This is a genomic window from Tateyamaria sp. Alg231-49 (assembly GCF_900143535.1).
Classification (GTDB): Bacteria; Pseudomonadota; Alphaproteobacteria; order Rhodobacterales; family Rhodobacteraceae; genus Tateyamaria.
On record NZ_FRFA01000003.1, the window covers coordinates 349,010 to 365,283 of the forward strand.

General features: G+C 58.8%; 19 protein-coding genes and 1 riboswitch. Of the genes, 8 read left to right on the forward strand and 11 right to left on the reverse strand.

What is annotated here, in order from left to right; all coding sequences use genetic code 11:
• Positions 1-68 precede the first annotated feature (68 nt).
• The 4 genes from DHN60_RS07655 (at position 69) to DHN60_RS07670 (ending at position 3,885) form a co-directional block, all read left to right on the forward strand.
• Positions 69-494 carry a VOC family protein gene (locus DHN60_RS07655; RefSeq protein WP_108836752.1) on the forward strand — a complete coding sequence of 142 codons (426 nt, stop codon included), beginning with the start codon at positions 69-71 and terminating at the stop codon, positions 492-494.
• A 169-nt stretch (positions 495-663) separates the two neighbouring features.
• Positions 664-1,944 (forward strand): tetratricopeptide repeat protein, encoded by a 1,281-nt coding sequence (locus DHN60_RS07660; protein WP_108836675.1) that lies wholly within the window; start codon positions 664-666, stop codon positions 1,942-1,944.
• 164 nt (positions 1,945-2,108) lie between these two features.
• A complete protein-coding gene (locus DHN60_RS07665) occupies positions 2,109-2,864 on the forward strand; it encodes a class II aldolase and adducin N-terminal domain-containing protein (RefSeq protein WP_108836676.1) in 756 nt (251 codons plus the stop codon).
• Complete coding sequence (locus tag DHN60_RS07670; RefSeq protein ID WP_234423566.1) at positions 2,854-3,885, forward strand: sterol desaturase family protein; 1,032 nt, start codon at positions 2,854-2,856, stop codon at positions 3,883-3,885. Before DHN60_RS07665 ends, DHN60_RS07670 begins: the two co-directional genes overlap by 11 nt.
• 26 nt (positions 3,886-3,911) lie before the next feature.
• On the opposite strand, the gene DHN60_RS07675 is transcribed toward DHN60_RS07670, so the two are convergent.
• Positions 3,912-4,538, reverse strand: coding sequence for a class I SAM-dependent methyltransferase (locus DHN60_RS07675; protein ID WP_108836678.1), 627 nt, complete (start codon positions 4,536-4,538; stop codon positions 3,912-3,914).
• Between the two features lie 77 nt (positions 4,539-4,615).
• Between DHN60_RS07675 and DHN60_RS07680 the strand changes: the two genes are divergently transcribed.
• On the forward strand, positions 4,616-5,473 hold the full coding sequence (locus DHN60_RS07680) for an SDR family oxidoreductase (RefSeq protein ID WP_108836679.1): 858 nt from the start codon (positions 4,616-4,618) through the stop codon (positions 5,471-5,473).
• On the opposite strand, the gene DHN60_RS07685 is transcribed toward DHN60_RS07680, so the two are convergent.
• The 7 genes from DHN60_RS07685 to DHN60_RS07715 are packed head-to-tail and all read right to left on the reverse strand — an operon-like array spanning position 5,470 to position 11,367.
• Positions 5,470-6,129, reverse strand: a complete 660-nt coding sequence (locus DHN60_RS07685) for a hypothetical protein (protein WP_108836680.1) — start codon at positions 6,127-6,129, stop codon at positions 5,470-5,472. The genes DHN60_RS07680 and DHN60_RS07685 overlap by 4 nt on opposite strands.
• 38 nt (positions 6,130-6,167) lie before the next feature.
• Entirely contained in the window at positions 6,168-8,096 is a 1,929-nt protein-coding gene (dxs, locus tag DHN60_RS07690) for a 1-deoxy-D-xylulose-5-phosphate synthase (RefSeq protein ID WP_108836681.1), read from the reverse strand.
• 9 nt (positions 8,097-8,105) lie between these two features.
• The gene (locus DHN60_RS07695) at positions 8,106-8,972 is read right to left on the reverse strand and encodes a polyprenyl synthetase family protein (RefSeq protein ID WP_108836682.1); all 867 of its coding nucleotides are present in this window, start codon (positions 8,970-8,972) and stop codon (positions 8,106-8,108) included.
• Between the two features lie 3 nt (positions 8,973-8,975).
• Positions 8,976-9,218, reverse strand: coding sequence for an exodeoxyribonuclease VII small subunit (locus DHN60_RS07700; protein ID WP_108836683.1), 243 nt, complete (start codon positions 9,216-9,218; stop codon positions 8,976-8,978).
• Complete coding sequence (locus DHN60_RS07705; RefSeq protein ID WP_108836684.1) at positions 9,215-10,153, reverse strand: histone deacetylase family protein; 939 nt, start codon at positions 10,151-10,153, stop codon at positions 9,215-9,217. The genes DHN60_RS07700 and DHN60_RS07705 overlap by 4 nt, the downstream gene beginning before the upstream one ends.
• A 3-nt stretch (positions 10,154-10,156) precedes the next feature.
• Positions 10,157-10,858, reverse strand: a complete 702-nt coding sequence (locus DHN60_RS07710; protein WP_108836685.1) for a response regulator — start codon at positions 10,856-10,858, stop codon at positions 10,157-10,159.
• Positions 10,855-11,367: a MarR family winged helix-turn-helix transcriptional regulator gene (locus tag DHN60_RS07715; RefSeq protein WP_108836686.1), complete on the reverse strand. Its 513-nt coding sequence runs from the start codon at positions 11,365-11,367 to the stop codon at positions 10,855-10,857. The genes DHN60_RS07710 and DHN60_RS07715 overlap by 4 nt, the downstream gene beginning before the upstream one ends.
• Before the next feature lie 155 nt (positions 11,368-11,522).
• Between DHN60_RS07715 and DHN60_RS07720 the strand changes: the two genes are divergently transcribed.
• Positions 11,523-12,389 carry a branched-chain amino acid aminotransferase gene (locus tag DHN60_RS07720; protein ID WP_108836753.1) on the forward strand — a complete coding sequence of 289 codons (867 nt, stop codon included), beginning with the start codon at positions 11,523-11,525 and terminating at the stop codon, positions 12,387-12,389.
• Positions 12,390-12,393: 4 nt separating this feature from the next.
• Complete coding sequence (locus DHN60_RS07725) at positions 12,394-12,735, forward strand: nuclear transport factor 2 family protein (protein WP_108836687.1); 342 nt, start codon at positions 12,394-12,396, stop codon at positions 12,733-12,735.
• On the opposite strand, the gene DHN60_RS07730 is transcribed toward DHN60_RS07725, so the two are convergent.
• Entirely contained in the window at positions 12,732-13,673 is a 942-nt protein-coding gene (locus DHN60_RS07730; RefSeq protein ID WP_108836688.1) for a DMT family transporter, read from the reverse strand. The genes DHN60_RS07725 and DHN60_RS07730 overlap by 4 nt on opposite strands.
• Positions 13,674-13,715: 42 nt before the next feature.
• Positions 13,716-14,108 (reverse strand): DM13 domain-containing protein, encoded by a 393-nt coding sequence (locus DHN60_RS07735; RefSeq protein ID WP_108836754.1) that lies wholly within the window; start codon positions 14,106-14,108, stop codon positions 13,716-13,718.
• A gap of 146 nt (positions 14,109-14,254) precedes the next feature.
• Between DHN60_RS07735 and DHN60_RS07740 the strand changes: the two genes are divergently transcribed.
• Positions 14,255-14,836 carry a TetR/AcrR family transcriptional regulator gene (locus DHN60_RS07740; protein WP_108836689.1) on the forward strand — a complete coding sequence of 194 codons (582 nt, stop codon included), beginning with the start codon at positions 14,255-14,257 and terminating at the stop codon, positions 14,834-14,836.
• Here the strand turns inward: DHN60_RS07740 and aroC are convergent.
• Positions 14,833-15,933: a chorismate synthase gene (gene aroC / locus DHN60_RS07745; RefSeq protein WP_108836690.1), complete on the reverse strand. Its 1,101-nt coding sequence runs from the start codon at positions 15,931-15,933 to the stop codon at positions 14,833-14,835. The genes DHN60_RS07740 and aroC overlap by 4 nt on opposite strands.
• 219 nt (positions 15,934-16,152) lie before the next feature.
• A riboswitch (TPP riboswitch) is annotated at positions 16,153-16,253 on the forward strand.
• Positions 16,254-16,274: the final 21 nt, after the last annotated feature.

Genomic DNA, 16,274 nt, shown 5'->3' on the forward strand with positions numbered 1-16,274 from the left:
GTCGTCAAAGCTTCATTTCTTTGCCGTTTTTGGTTGAACGGCCGGACAGGCAAGGCAAAGGTGCAATCATGGATTACGACAGCATAGATGCAGATGCCTTCGGACGTGGACTGCGGGGAATCGGCCTGAACCTTTTGGTGCGGGATGTGGCTGTCGAGGTCGCATTTTTGGAGACGGTGTTCGGGATGCGCGCGCACCAGCCAACCGCAGACTTCGCCATCATGACCTATGGGGATCAGTTGTTTCAGTTGCACAGCGATGGAACTTATCATTCCAACCCGCTGCTTGGGCTTCTTCCGGAAAACCCTCCGCGCGGCGGTGGGATCGAAATCCGGCTGTATGACACGGATCCGGAAGAGGCCTGCGCGCGGGCCGAGGCGGCGGGCGGAACGATCCTACAGGAACCGACGGACAAGCCCCATGGGCTACGCGAGGCATATATCCTGTGTGAGAATGGGTATGCTTGGGTGCCGTCGCGCGGGAAGGACGTTTGACGTTCCCAATGTGAGAGCCTCGCAAAGGATCGTTGCCCGCCAAAGGTCTCAGGCAACACAATGAGTGCTACTCGTAAAGACCAAGCGGTCAATCATGATCCTCAGATATCAATAGGTACAACTGTGCTTTGCCTATAGGTTTGTCTGAAAACGGAGGGACATCTTGGCCATGGTACTTGCAGACGGATACGGAAACTCGATTGCTACGGCCAGCCATGATGCCCGAGACCACTACGACCGTGGTGTTCAGGTGTTTCTTGGCGCTGATTACGGAGCAACACAGGCCTTTGCAGACTCGGTCGCCGCTGATCCAGAGTTTGCTTTGGGGTACGCGGGATTGGCACGCGCCCTCATGATGGAGGGGCGAATGCCCGAGGCCAAGGAGGCAATCCACGGTGCCCAAGCGCTGGCCAACCCAGCGGACGACAGAGAGAACAGCCATGTAGCTGCCTTTGCGTTCTTGCTAAGTGGCCAACCTCAGCAGGCGCGCAAAACAATCAAAAACCATGTCATTGATTACCCCCGCGATGCGATGGCTGCACAACTGTGTACGAACGTTTTTGGGTTGATAGGCTTTTCTGGAGAGGTTGGACGCGAGGCAGAACTTCTTGCTTACACCGAAGCACTTCTTCCCCATTACAAGGACGACTGGTGGATGATGTCGATGCACGCGCTGTCGCTTTGTGAGACAGGACAGATCGCTGCGTCGCAGGCTCTCATGGAAAAGTCTCTGGCGATGAACCCCAGAAATGCGAACGGCGCTCACTTTCGGGCTCATGCTCAGTACGAGGCCGGAGAGATCACCGCTGGGCGTAGCTATCTGAACGGCTGGATTGCGGAGTATGACAAAAGAGCCGTCTTGCACGGCCACCTCAGTTGGCACGTCGCACTTTGGGCGTTGCATGATGGGGATGAAGAGGCGATGTGGACGGCCGTAAACTCTGGTGTACGGCCGGGAAACACAGAAAGCCTGCCCATCAATGTCCTCACTGATACAGCTGCAATTCTCTATCGCGCAGAAATGGCCGGCATCAAAGTCGCGCCGGAGCGGTGGAAGGAGTTGAGCGAATTCGCGTCAAAGTACTTTCCCGCTACAGGCCAGAGCTTTGCTGATATTCACGCCGCACTTTGTCATGCGATGGCCGGAGACGGAGAGCGGCTGGCGCATATCGCTGAGACGGCAACCGGTTTTGCAGGCGATCTTGTCCGTCCTGTCGCAAAAGGATGGGGCCAGATCGCTCGTGAGAACTGGAGCGGTGCCTTGCAGAGCTTGGCAGAGGTGATGGCGACAACAGAACGCCTTGGCGGAAGTCGCGCGCAACGCGACTTGATTGAGCTGGCCTATGTAAACGTGTTGATGAAACTCGGGCTCAAAGACGAAGCGCAACGGACACTTAGACTGCGCCGACCCGTTTTGAGCAATTCAACACCTGTCGTAGGTATGCACTAATCAGTTATTTCAATTCGTCGGCTTAAGTCCCATAGCCTCGCTTGGCCGGAACTCGACTGCGGGCTGAAGCCAAATGAAATGTCGTATCTGGAACAGCCTTTGGAGTTGAAGTGCGACCCGCACTTCATGCAACCTACAAGCAAAGCTGTAGGGAGCCAAACGCCATGACCGTCACCAACATCCGCCCAAATATGGACCACTGGCAGGAGCGCGTTGACCTTGCCGCCGCCTTCCGCTGGACCGTACGTCTGAACATGCACGAGGCGGTGGCCAACCACTTTTCCCTGTCCATCAACGACGATGGCACCAAGTTCCTGATGAACCCGAACCAGATGCACTTTTCCCGCATCAAGGCGTCGGACCTGATCATCGTGGATGCCAATGACCCGGCATCGATGGAAGGGCCCGATGCCCCGGATCCAACCGCTTGGGGGCTGCATGGGGGCATGCATAAATACTGTGCACATGCACGTTGCGCGATGCATGTGCATTCACCGTATGCCACGGCCCTTGCTGCGCTGGCCGACAGCACATTGCCCCCCGTTGATCAGAACGGGTGCATGTTCTTTGACCGCGTTGTGGTGGACGAAAACTATGGCGGGCTGGCATTCGAGGAAGAGGGCGAGCGCTGTGCCACGCTGATGGATGACCCCAAAAAGAAGGTCATGGTGATGGGCAATCACGGCATCATGGTTCTGGGTGATACTGTCGCCGACACCTTCAACCGGATGTTCTATTTCGAGCGGGCCTGCCAGACCTATCTTCTGGCGCTGCAAACCGGCAAACCCTTGCGCGTGATCCCCAGCGACATCGCCGAAAAAACCGCCCAAGAAATTGAGGACTATCCCGAACAGGACGAACGTCACCTCAACGAACTCAAGGCGATCCTCGACGAAGAAGGGTCAAACTATGCCAGCTGACCTCGATATGGCCGAAGCAGATCGGGGGACCGATACTGATCCGGCTGAGGTCAAAGAAGCCGGGCGCTGGAACCACCGCCCGCCGACACCCATCGCGCAGAACCCGCTGTTCCAGTGGCCGCCTAGGCCTGCTGCGATTTTCAAATGGTATGCGGCCTTCTGGTTCGAAATTTCGACCACAACTCTTTGCCTTGTGTTGGCGTTGGGTGCGTATTTCCTGATCCTGCCGCCGCTTGAAGCGATGCAGACGTTTCAACCCGGATGGATGGTGCGCGTTTGGTTGGCTAACCTTGTGCCGCAATGCCTGATCGCAGGGGGGCTGCACTATTGGTTGATCACGTCCAAAGGCCAAAGTGACAAAACCAAGTTCGACCCGCGCGACCAGAACCGCAACAATGGGTCCTTCACCTTTAACAATCAGGTGCTGGATAACATGTTCTGGCACATCGCCAGCGGCATCACACTATGGAGCGCGGCGCAGATCGGTGTGTTCTGGATGATGGCGAACGGCTATGCGCCGTCCATGCTGTTCCCGGATAATCCGGTCTGGTTCATCGCGGCCTTTGTTCTGATTCCGATCTGGTCCAGCTTTCACTTTTACTGGGTACACCGCGCGCTGCATTGGCCGCCGCTTTACAAGCTGGCGCACGCCTTACACCATCGCAATGTAAACGTTGGCCCCTGGTCCGGCATCGCGATGCACCCGGTCGAGCACCTGCTATTTTACACCAACTTTGCTATTCATCTTGTTGTGCCGTCGCACCCGTTACACGTGATGTTTCACGGCTATGTCCAATCAACGCACCCTGTCTTTTCCCATTCGGGCTTTGAAGAACTGGTGGTCAAAGACAACAAGCAGCTGAGCATGGGGGTCTTCTTTCACCAGCTGCATCACCGCTACTTTGAGTGCAACTATGGTACCGTTGAGATGCCATGGGACCGCTGGTTTGGCAGCTATCATGACGGTACGGGCCGCGCGACAGACGAAGCAAGGGCGCGTAAAAAGCAGATGTACACGTAAGCCATCGCCTTGGTGCACCCGCGTGCTTAGGCCTTGCGGAAGCTCAGCAACAAAGAGGTGTCTCTAGCGCGCGCGCCTGCAGATGCAGGCCCGTAGATCGGGACTTCGGTTTCGCTGAAATCTGTGATGCGCGTTTCTATTTCATCCATTTTGGCGGCGAACCCAGCGGCGGCGTAGTGCTGCGCGTTGACGGCCAACACAATCCAGCCACCGGGGCGCACGGAGTCCAGTACCGTATCGATCCCCTGTGGCCCGACATGCCCGTGGGTAAATGTGCCCGAGCTCACCGCGCCCTGATACAGGCCATCTGGCAGGGTCAGCCCCACAAGTAGATCACCCTCAAACACATGCCGATAGATGTCTTTATCGCCCGCGACCTTCAGCATGTCTGGCGATATGTCCGTGCCATCCACAGGACCAATACCGCGTGCACGCAATGCCGCACCGCACAATCCCGTTCCCGCACCAACATCAAGCACAGGCCCGAACCCGCCAATCAGCACAAAATGGCGCGCCACCTCTAGGTGCAGAACGTAATCCGTCGCCTCGGCAAAGGTCTCGTCATAAGTCTCGGCCCATTGTCGATACAGGCGCACCGAGTCTTCTGGCGTCTTCAGGGTGTAGGCGATGTCGGCGTTGGGCGTGTCACTCATACCGCCAGTAAGGCAAAGGCAGGAGGCCGTTGGCAAGGGGCTTGTCCAATGCTGCGACAGTTGGCACCTATGGTGCCATGACCAAGACACTTCTTTCCTTTGGCCACGGGTTTTCGGCGCGTGCGTTGACCAAGCTGCTTTTGCCACAAGGGTGGCGGATCATTGGGACCACGCGCAGTGCGGAAAAGGCCGAGGCTCTGGCAGCTTCAGGTATAGAACCCGCGATTTTTCCCGGCTCTGATGTCGGTGAGGCCATCGCCGAGGCCACGCACCTGTTGATTTCCGCTGGACCCGATGCCGAAGGAGACCCGGTGTTGCGCGACGTCGGGGCGCAGATCGTGGCGCGCGCAACCTCGTTTGAGTGGGCAGGGTACCTGTCTACCACAGGCGTTTATGGCGACCACCAAGGCGGTTGGGTCGACGAAAACGCCGCGCTGACCCCGGCAACCAAACGCGGGCTTTGGCGGGTCGACGCCGAAGCGGAATGGGCGGCCATCCCGGGCCTGCCCCTGCATATCTTTCGACTGGCTGGCATTTACGGACCTGGCCGTGGTCCCTTTGCCAAGGTGCGCAGCGGCACTGCACGTCGGATCATAAAGGATGGGCAGGTGTTTTCACGGATCCATGTGGACGACATCGCCCAAGTGATCGCCGCATCCATCGCCCAACCCAATCCGGGGGCCATATACAATGTGTGCGACAATGACCCCGCCCCGCCACAGGACGTGATCGGGCACGCCGCCAAACTTCTGGGCGTACCGATGCCCCCAGCGCTGGATTTCGAAACCGCAGAGATGACCCCCATGGCGCGCAGTTTTTATGCCGAGAGCAAGCGGGTCAGAAATGATCGGATCAAGGACGAGCTGGGGGTAAAGCTCCTTTATCCAACTTATCGCGAAGGGTTGGCCGCCTTGCTGGCACAGGAAGCGGATTAGGCCGCCATGCGCGCGCCCTTAACCCGGTAGATGGCAGCGCCAAGCAAGCCAAAGACAACCAGCAGACCCAGCGCCGTTCCTGCGTTCACGGCATAAAACATCGCCCGTTCTGGCAATTCCAAGTTGTTGAGGAAGGGATAAGGCAGGCCGCTAGTGACACTGCCCATGGGTCGTTCGTTGAACCGCTGCACAAAGAATTCGGCCCACGCAATATAAGCCGCGATGATCGCCATCAGGGGCAATACCGCCCGCCACACACGGCGAAACACGGCCGCAATGAACAGCGCGTCGATGATCTGCAACACAGGCCCGAGCCCATGCAGGTAATATTCCAACCACCACACAATCGGGTCGCCATTGTTCACCAGTGCCGGGTCCGTCAGGTAAAGTCTCCAATAAAGGAAAACGACCATGACGTTTAGCACAGCCGCGCACATCGCCGTCACCTCGTGGGACCGGGTGATCCGCCCTTCGGTGCGCGCAAGCATTCTGCTGGCCGAGAAGAAGGACAAAAACAGCGCCCATATCGTTAGGTAACGAAATGGACCGCCCGGCCCGGTCCACTGGCCGAACAGCATCTGGTACAGGCAGTATCCTGCGGCCAAGACAAAAACGACCCAGCGGTAGTAAAGGACAGGGCGACTTTGGATATCCATCGTCTCAGCGTGGCCCAACTTCGGCGCGCACGCAAGAGTCAGGCGCGTGCTTCTCCGAGTGACGCAACGCCAAGCACACTCAGCACCTTGGCCTCAATCTGCTCGGCGTTCATGCCCGCAATGGCGTACATATCCGCCGGGCTGGATTGATCGATGAACGTGTCTGGCAGTACCATCGACCGGAACTTGAGCCCTCGGTCAAACACTCCCTCGTCCGCCAATAGCTGTGCGACGTGACTTCCAAATCCGCCTACTGCACCCTCTTCGATGGTAATTAGCGCATCATGGGTGCTGGCCAGTTCAAGGATCAGGTCGCGGTCCAGCGGTTTTGCAAATCGCGCATCGGCTACGGTCGGAGTTATCCCCTTGGCACTCAGGTTCTCTGCCGCTTTTTCCACCTCGGACAGGCGCGTGCCAAAGCTGAGGATGGCCACGCCTTTTCCTTTGCGGATCATGCGACCTTTGCCAATCTCGATCGGAGTTCCGCGTTCCGGCATCTCGACGCCCATCCCTTCGCCACGGGGAAAGCGGAAGGCGATTGGCCCATCGTCATGCGCTGCGGCCGTTGCAACCATATGGGCAAGCTCTGCCTCATCCGCTGCTGCCATCACGACAAAACCCGGCAGGTTGGAGAGATACGCAACGTCGAACGCCCCGGCATGGGTCGCCCCATCCGCCCCCACAAGCCCAGCGCGGTCGATGGCAAAACGCACAGGCAGACGTTGGATCGCCACATCGTGCACCACCTGATCGTAACCGCGCTGCAGAAACGTCGAATACATAGCGCAAAACGGTTTCATCCCGCCTGCTGCAAGCGCTGCGGAGAATGTCACGCCATGCTGCTCAGCGATCCCAACGTCAAAACAACGGCTCGGATAGCGTTCCGCAAACAGGTTCAGGCCAGTGCCATCCGGCATGGCCGCCGTCACCGCGCAGATTTTGTCATCGGCCTGCGCCTCTTTGATCAGGTGTTCGGCAAACACTTTGGTATAGCTCGGCGCGTTCGAAGGCGTCTTTTTCTGCGCCCCGGTGAGCACGTCGAACTTGGCCGTGGCGTGGCCCTTGTCCCGCGCCGTTTCGGCCGGGGCATATCCCTTGCCCTTTTTTGTCAGCACATGGATCAGGATGGGGCCCGTTGCGCGTTCTTTGACTGTGCGCAGAACAGGCAAAAGTTGGTCCATGTCGTGCCCGTCGATGGGGCCAAGGTAACTGAACCCCAACTCTTCGAACAGCGTGCCACCAACGGCCATGCCCTTGAGCATTTCCTTGGCCCGCTTCGCCCCTTCGCGGAAGGGTTCGGGCAGCATGCTGACCGCTCCTTTGGCCGCCGCTTTTAGTTCATGGAATGGGTTCTGAGCATAGAGGCGGGACAGGTAGGACGACATCGCGCCGACGGGCGGTGCAATCGACATCTCGTTGTCGTTCAGGATCACGACCAGGCGTTTGCCCAAATGGCCTGCGTTGTTCATCGCCTCATAGGCCATGCCTGCGCTCATCGACCCATCACCAATAACCGCAATCGCATCCCCAGCCCCCTCGGGCGGGGTGCCGCCCAGATCACGCGCCACGGCAAAGCCGAGTGCTGCGCTGATCGAGGTCGAAGAATGCGCGGCACCGAATGGGTCGTAGGGCGACTCGCTGCGCTTGGTGAACCCGCTCAGGCCATCCTTCATCCGCAGGGTGCGGATGCGGTCGCGCCGTTCGGTCAGGATTTTGTGGGGGTAGCACTGGTGGCCCACATCCCAGATCAGCTTGTCCCGTGGGGTGTCAAAGACGGCATGCAACGCGACGGTCAATTCGACGACGCCGAGGCCTGCGCCGAGGTGCCCACCCGTCACGGACACGGCAGACACCGTTTCGGCGCGCACTTCGTCGGCGATCTGGCGCAGCTGCGCGTCTGAGAACTGTTTCAGATCGGCGGGGCGCTGGACCGTATCCAGAAGCGGGGTTTTGGGGGCGTCAGTCATGTTCGTCTTTCACGTGTTGCGAGTCACGACAAAGCGGGCGGCGTCCCGCAATATGTCTGCCTTGGCCTGATAAACACTTAAGGCATCACAGGCCTCAGTCACCAGATCATCTGCGCGGCGTTTCGCCTCGGAGAGGCCAAGAAAGGAAACAAATGTGGCCTTGCCCGCGTCAGCATCCTTTCCTGTTGCCTTGCCCATGGTGGCTGCATCGCTCGTCACATCGAGCACATCATCCGCGATCTGGAAGGCAAGGCCAAGGGCGCGAGCGTAGGATTGGAGCGGCGCGAGGTCGGCTTGCGCCATCCGAGCGCCAGCGGTCGCGGACCATTCGATCAGTGCCCCGGTCTTGCCCCGCTGCAGGGCGGTGATTTCGTCGAGGGTCAGGGGGCTGGCGGCGGTTTCGGCGGCGATGTCGAGGGCTTGGCCCAGAACCATGCCTTTTGCGCCCGAAGCCTGCGCAAGCGACAAAGCCAGATCTGCGCGGACGTCTCCATTCCCAACGGCGGGGTTGCTCACCAGTTCAAAGGCCAGCGTTTGCAGCGCGTCCCCGGCCAGAACCGCCGTTGCCTCGTCCCATTTGACGTGGACTGTGGGCGCACCGCGCCGCAGGTCGTCATCGTCCATGCAGGGCAGATCATCATGCACAAGCGAATAGGCGTGCAAGGCCTCGATCCCGGTTGCGGGCCAGATGGCCGTGCTCGGGTCAATCCCATGCAAGCGCGCGCTTTCCAGCACCATGAAGCCGCGCAGACGTTTGCCACCAAGCGTCGCATGCGCCATGGCGTGGATTACCGGCAGATCGCCCAGTCCTGCAAGGACAGCGTCAAACTGCGCCTGAATGGCACGGCTCGCTTCGGTTAGGTGCTCTTGGAACACGACTTAGAGGTCGCTGACCGGTTTCAGACCTGTGGGATTTCCGTCGCCGTCGAGTGTGATGGCGGCAACCTTCTCCTCGGCCTCTTTCAGCTTGGTCTCGCAGCGGGCCTTGAGTGCTGCACCGCGTTCATAGAGCGTGATGGAAGCATCCAGCGCAACGTCACCGCGTTCCAGCTGGCCCAGAACCTGTTCCAATTCGGCCATCGCCTCTTCAAAGCTCATCTCGTCTACGGGGCGGTCTGTCATTGGGCGGCCTTCATCAGCGATTGGACATGGGCGCGGGCACACAGCGCCAGCGCGTCGAGATCATAGCCGCCTTCCAGCACCGATACCACCCGGCGTTCGCACAGGGTTTGTGCAGTTTTTGTGAGCATATCGGTGAGAGTGGAATAGGTATCGACGGTCCAGTTGAGTTGCGCCAGCGGGTCATCCTGATGGGCGTCGAATCCGGCGGAGATCAAGATCAATTCGGGCTGATGCTTGATCAGTGCAGGCAAGACCAACCTTTCGTATTCTGCAATGGCGTGTGCCCCATCGGTTCCGGGGGCAAGTGGGATGTTGAGAACCGTCCCGTGCGGGCCGCGATCAGAGGCTTCGCCCGTGCCAGGCCAAAGCGGCATTTGCTGGGAAGTCACCACAAGCGCACGCGGGTCGTCCTGCAACAGAGCCTGAGTCCCGTTACCGTGATGTACGTCAAAGTCGACAACCGCGACCCGGCTGAGCCCATGCACCTCAAGCGCATGTTTGGCAGCGATTGCGACGTTGCCAAAGATGCAGAAGCCCATGGGCAGTTTCTGTTCTGCATGGTGTCCGGGTGGACGCATGGCGACAAAGGCATTGGTCACCTCATCGTCCAGCACCATATCCACAGCCTTTACCGCGCCGCCCGCTGCGCGCCAGATGGCGCTCTCGGAGGTGGGCGACAAAAAGGTTTCGGCGTCCGTTTCGCGGTCCAGCCCAGCAAAGCCGTCTGTCGGCATCTTGGATCGGACAAAATCGATATAGCTTTGCGGGTGGCATAGCGCGATGGAGGCGTCGTTGGCCAAAGGCGGATCAACACGCAAAACATCGAGATCCTCGAGCGCACGCTGTATGTAGGCGAGCCGTGCCACCTGTTCGGGCATCCCGGTCGGGGTGACATGCAACAAACCGTCGGCATGTGTCAGAAGAGCTGTGGTCATGGCTTAATCCGGGGCCAGCATGTACCCCGCCCCGCGCACAGTTTGGAGATAGCGTGGTTGCTTGGGGTCGGTTTCGATTTTGCGGCGCAGGCGGGTGATCTGCACATCGACGGCCCGTTCTTGCGCCTGCCCTCGGTCACGGCCCAGATCCTCGACAAGTTGGGCGCGGCTGATGGCTTCGCCAGGCTGAGCCGAAAACAGTTTCATCAACTGCATCTCTGTAGCCGTCAGGCGCACAAGTTCCGAGCCTTGCCACATCTCACCCCGTTCCATGTCGTAGCGGATTGGGCCAAGCGTCAGGATCTTTGGCGTCGCCTCGGCCTCGTCCACGTCGGGCACACGGCGCAGAATGGCGTTGATGCGCAGCAGCAGCTCTTTGGGTTCAAAAGGTTTGGGCAGATAATCGTCCGCCCCAGCCTCTAGCCCCTCAATCCGGTTTTCGGTGTCACCCTTGGCTGTCAGCAACAGGATCGGGGTGGCGTGGGTTTCGCGCAGGGCACGGCACAGGCTCAGCCCATCCTCGCCCGGCATCATCACGTCCAGCACGATCATATCAAAATCAAGACCGGTCAGAATGCGGCGCGCATGTTCGGCGTCACGCGCCGCTGTCACCAAAAACCCATTGCGCATCAGAAACTTCTGCAACAGCGATCTGATCCGCTCGTCATCATCCACGATCAGCAGATGGGCATCGAATGTACTCATGTGCCGCTCTCCTTGAGGCGTGTGTAAGCGCGTTGCATTTCGCTGTCCATCATCGCCTCTAGCACCTGCCGAAATCCTGCCACCGCTTCGGGTCCAGCATCACGAAACGCGGCACGCATCCGGGCGCGTTGAGCATCTGACAAACGCCCCTCAAGCAGCCGGCCCTCGTCGGTGAGGTAAAGGTGGCGTTCGCGTTTATCGATACGGCCCACGCGGCTTTCCACCAGCCCGTCAGCGATCAGAGTGCGCAGCACCCGGTTCAGCGATTGCTTGGTCACACCAAGAATGTTGAGCAGGTTGTTCACGGTCGTACCCGGCGCGCGATTGATGAAATGGATCGCCCGGTGATGGGCGCGTCCATAGGCCATGTCTGTCAGAATACGGTCTGGATCGGCGGTGAACCCGCGATAGGCAAAGAACATCGCCTCGATCCCCTGCCGCAATTGTTCATCTGTCAGGAACAGCAGGTTTTCCCCACTGATCGCGGCACTTGGGCGTCCGTCGGCCATGCTTCCCCCCGTTTCACTCTTGGTCGTTTTGCAGGCAGTTTAAGTCAGCCTTGTTGACATTCCAAGAGCGAAGCGATATCGAATCGCAAGTTTTGCGCAACTTTATGTCCACAGCGGACCTAATCGCGCAATTTTCGCAAACTACGGAGACTGACATGGCTGGCTATGATGATCGTGATGGAAAAATCTGGATGGACGGCCAAATGGTCGACTGGCGCACAGCCAATGTCCATGTCCTGACCCATGCCATGCACTATGCCAGCTCGGTCTTTGAAGGTGAGCGTGCGTATAACGGCAAGATTTTTCTCAGCCGTAAACACTCGGAACGTCTGCACTTTTCGGCCAATGAGCTGGACTTCCAGATTCCCTACACGGTGGACGAGATCGAAGCCGCCAAGCAGCAAGTGCTGACCGCCAACGGCCTGACGGATGCCTATGTGCGCGCAGTGGCGTGGCGTGGTGCTGGTGAAGACATGGGTGTCGCGTCTGCCCGCAACCCTGTTCATCTGGCCATCGCGGCGTGGGAATGGGGCAGCTATTATGGGGACGCAAAGTTCAAAGGCGCCAAGATCGACATCGCCAAGTGGAAACGCCCATCGCCCGAGACAGCGCCGGTACATGCCAAGGCCGCCGGCCTTTACATGATCTGCACCACCTCCAAACACGCGGCAGAAGCCAAGGGTTGTTCTGATGCCCTGTTCATGGATTATCGCGGCTATGTCGCCGAATGCACCGGGGCCAACATCTTCTTCGTCAAAGACGGAGAGGTGCACACCCCCAAGGCGGATGTGTTCCTGAATGGCCTGACCCGCCAGACTGTTATTGGCATGCTGGAAGATCGCCAAATCAAGGTGCACGAGCGCGTCATCATGCCTGACGAACTTGAAGGGTTCGAACAGTGCTGGCTGACTGGTACGGCGGCTGAAGTGACGCCTGTTGGTCAGATTGCGGACTACAACTTTGAAGTTGGTGCCATCGCGCGCGATATCGCGGAAGGGTACGAGACACTGGTGCGCAGCTAACTGCATGGATTTCGATGCATTTGCCGAGGCGTGGGAGGCCGCTTGGAACTCCCACGACCTGGATCGCATTCTGGCCCACTATTCGAGTGACGTTATCTTTCGCTCGCACAAGGCAGTGCGACTAAACGGAAGTGGCGAGTTGCACGGAAAGGACGCATTACGCGCCTATTGGGCCAAAGCATTGGCCGCACAACCCGACCTGTCCTTTGTGGTTGTCGATGTTCTGCACGGGCATGGCATGCTGGTGATTACGTACCGCAATCACCGCGATGTGCTGGCGGCTGAAACACTGCGCTTTGGTCCGGATGGACTGGTGGTGGAGGCGTCGGCCTGTCATCGCCCCTAACCTTTGGGGTCGGTCACCTGACGCGCCTTGCGTCGGTCCATCCCCAACTGCCGTTCGCGCCAGATGATCAGCACGCCGCCCAGAACGACCAGCGCTGCACCGGCCACCATGTTCAGCGTCGGCACTTCGGCAAAGACGAAGTACCCGATGATTGCCGCAAAGATCAGCGATGCATAGTCGAACGGCGCAAGCATCGACGCCCCCCCGAACCGGTAGCTGGAGGTGACAAGGATTTGAGCCACGCCCCCGACAAGACCGGCCCCGATCAGCAGAGTTGCATCAAATGCCGATGGGATCACCCAGCCAAATGGCAGGCTGAACAGGCTGAGAATGGTCGCCGTGAGTGAAAAGTAAAAGACGATTGCAGCGGTGTGCTCTGTCTTGACCAGCGTGCGGATATGTATTTGCACCAGCGCGCGCAGGATCGAGGCCCCGAGAACCATCAGCGCGCCAATCGTGCCTGCCGTGCCCAGCGTATCGGCGTCCACGCTCAACCGAGGCCAGATCACGATCATTACGCCGACAAGGCCAAGGGCGACCGCGCTGATCCGAAACAGGCGCACCGTTTCACCAAGCATAACTGCCGCCAAAATGACGGTGAACATCGGCGTGGCATACCCGATCGCTGTCACTTCGGGCAGGGGCAGCAAACCCAGACCCGCAAAGGTCAGCGCCATCGCAGTGGTGCCAAACAGTCCGCGCCAGATGTGACCCATCAGGTTCACCGGCACCAGCGCCTGACGCAAATCACCCCGATGCCAGATCCAAATCATGATGATGGGCATGGCAAAGAGAGAACGAAAGAACACCGCCTGCCCGGCAGGCACAGACTGCGTCGCCTCTTTGATCATCGCGGCCATGACCATGAACAAAAACACCGCCGTCAGCTTGAGGCCGATGGCGGTGCCGGGTTTGTTCTGGGTCGTGGGTGCTTTCATGTTACGGAACTCATGAAGGGTTCCGTGTCAGGTGGCAAGGTGTCAGTTGATCGCGGCGACACCCAAAGGCACGTTGAACTTCAAGCACCAGATGTAGACTTGGTTGAAATCGGCGGGGTTCACACCTGCAGGCACGGTAAAGGACTGCTTACCGTTCAGGGATTTCAGCAGGCCCATGCCTGTGGCCTTGTCATACTTGCCATCTTTGCCGAACCCAACGCGCGGGTCAGGTGCGCCATCAAGGCTGAAGTCGGCGCCAAGGACAACTGTGTGGCTGCCATCGTCGTTCTTGATGACCTCAACGCCACCTGTGGTGATGTGATCGGATGCGCCTGTGAACGTCCCGGATGCGACGGCACCCGCATCTGCGGCGTTTGAGAATGCGATGAAGCCCGCCAAAGCGATGGCGAAGACGGTTGAGAAAACTTTGAACATGTCGTTGATCCTTTGCGGGGTTCGTTTGGTTGTGATCCACACCTAACATTTGGAACCGATCAGTTCAAAACACGTAAATGTGAGTTATAGACTAAACAGTTCCGAATGTTATATGAGAGGGGAAAGCCCGTTTTGGAGACAGCATTATGGCACGCCCCCGTTCCTTTGACACCGATCAAGCCATCGACAAAGCCATGCAGGTCTTTTGGACCCATGGGTACGAGGGCGCGTCCCTACCTGATTTGCTCGACGGCATGGGCCTGACCCGCGGGAGTCTTTACAAAGCCTTTACCGACAAGAAGACGCTGTTTCTAAAAGTGTTGGACCACTACGAGGGGCAAGCCGTGAAGGCCGGTGTCACCCTGCTGACGGATCCTGCGATTCCCAACGGGGCAGAACGTATTCTGACGATGTTCACCAATTCTTACCGCGCCGTGACTCAGGGAGACCGGCGTGGCTGTTTGCTGTGCACCGCCGCCGCCGGCCCCAGCATGTATGACGACGAGATTGCCCAAGCCGTGTCCGCAGGGCTTGGAGCGATGCGCGATGGAATTGACGAGGCACTCAAGGCCTCACCCAAACACAAGGACATGTCAGACGACGCGCGCGGCGCGCTCGCCGATATGCTGATCTCTCAGTATGTGGGGCTGCGCACCATGGCGCGTGCGCGCATTGATGAGGCGACGCTTGGAAACGTGGTCCGATCTGTCCGCGTTTTGTTGTCTTAGCCGATCGGCCCGCGCACACCACCCGTCTGACCACGATCCAGCAGCAGGTGATCAAGGACCACGCAAGCCATCATCGCCTCGCCCACGGGTACGGCGCGGATGCCCACGCAAGGGTCATGGCGGCCTTTTGTGATGATCTCGGCAGGTTCGCCCGCTTTGGTGATGGTCTGGCGGGTTTGCAGAATGGACGAGGTCGGTTTGACTGCAAAGCGCACCACGATGTCCTGTCCGGTTGAGATACCGCCAAGAATGCCGCCAGCGTGGTTCGAAGAATACTCTGGCCCATCAGACCCCATCGTGATCTCGTCAGCGTTCAATTCACCCGTCAGCATCGCGGCAGACATGCCTTCACCAATCTCGACACCTTTGACGGCGTTGATGGACATCATGGCGGCGGCCAGATCAGTGTCGAGTTTGCCATAGATCGGTGCGCCCAACCCGGCGGGCACGTTTCGGGCGACAACTTCGATCACCGCCCCTACGGACGATCCCGATTTGCGCAAACCATCCAGATACTCGGCCCACGTCTCGGCCGCTGTTGCATCCGGCACCCAGAACGGGTTCTGATCGATCTGGCCCCAATCAAAGTTCGCACGATCAATCTCGTGCGTGCCCATGCGGGTCATGTAACCCTTGATTTCGACCTTGGGTGCGAGATGGGAAAGGGCTGCGCGGGCCACGCCGCTGGCCGCCACGCGCGATGCGGTTTCACGCGCCGAAGACCGCCCGCCACCGCGATAGTCGCGAATGCCGTATTTCTGCCAATAGGAGATATCGGCATGACCGGGCCGGAACTTTTCGACGATATCGCCATAGTCCTTGGAACGTTGGTCGGTGTTCTCGATCATCAACTGGATTGGTGTGCCAGTTGTCTTGCCCTCAAACACCCCGGACAGGATTTTGACCGCATCGGGTTCGCGCCGCTGTGTGGTGTATTTGTTTTGGCCGGGTTTGCGTTTGTCGAGCCATGTTTGGATCATGTCCTCGTCAATCGTCACGCCGGGAGGGCACCCATCCACGGTCGCGCCCAGCGCAGGCCCATGGCTTTCGCCCCATGTGGTCACGCGAAAAAGATGGCCAAATGTGTTGAACGACATGAAGTGTACTCCGAAAACCGACCACGCGGGACATACGCTGCGGGCTGTCCGTTGCCAAGTCCGTTGGGGATTTGTTGCTTGGGTGCTGATCCCTACCCTTACGGGTCCAACAAACGGGTCAAGCGCTATGACGCTCGTGCCGCCAGCACTACTATAAGAGACCGTGGCTGAGTGTCGCTCCTCGGGCGCTTGCCGTTTAGTGGACACCCTCCTATACCTCTTTTTACCTCGGGGTGCTGGCAACAGCTGAGATGCAATGATGCGAACCCGTTGAACCTGAACCGGTTAACACCGGCGGAGGGAAGGTTTGGATCACCCAACACCTATTTCCCGCCGTCTTT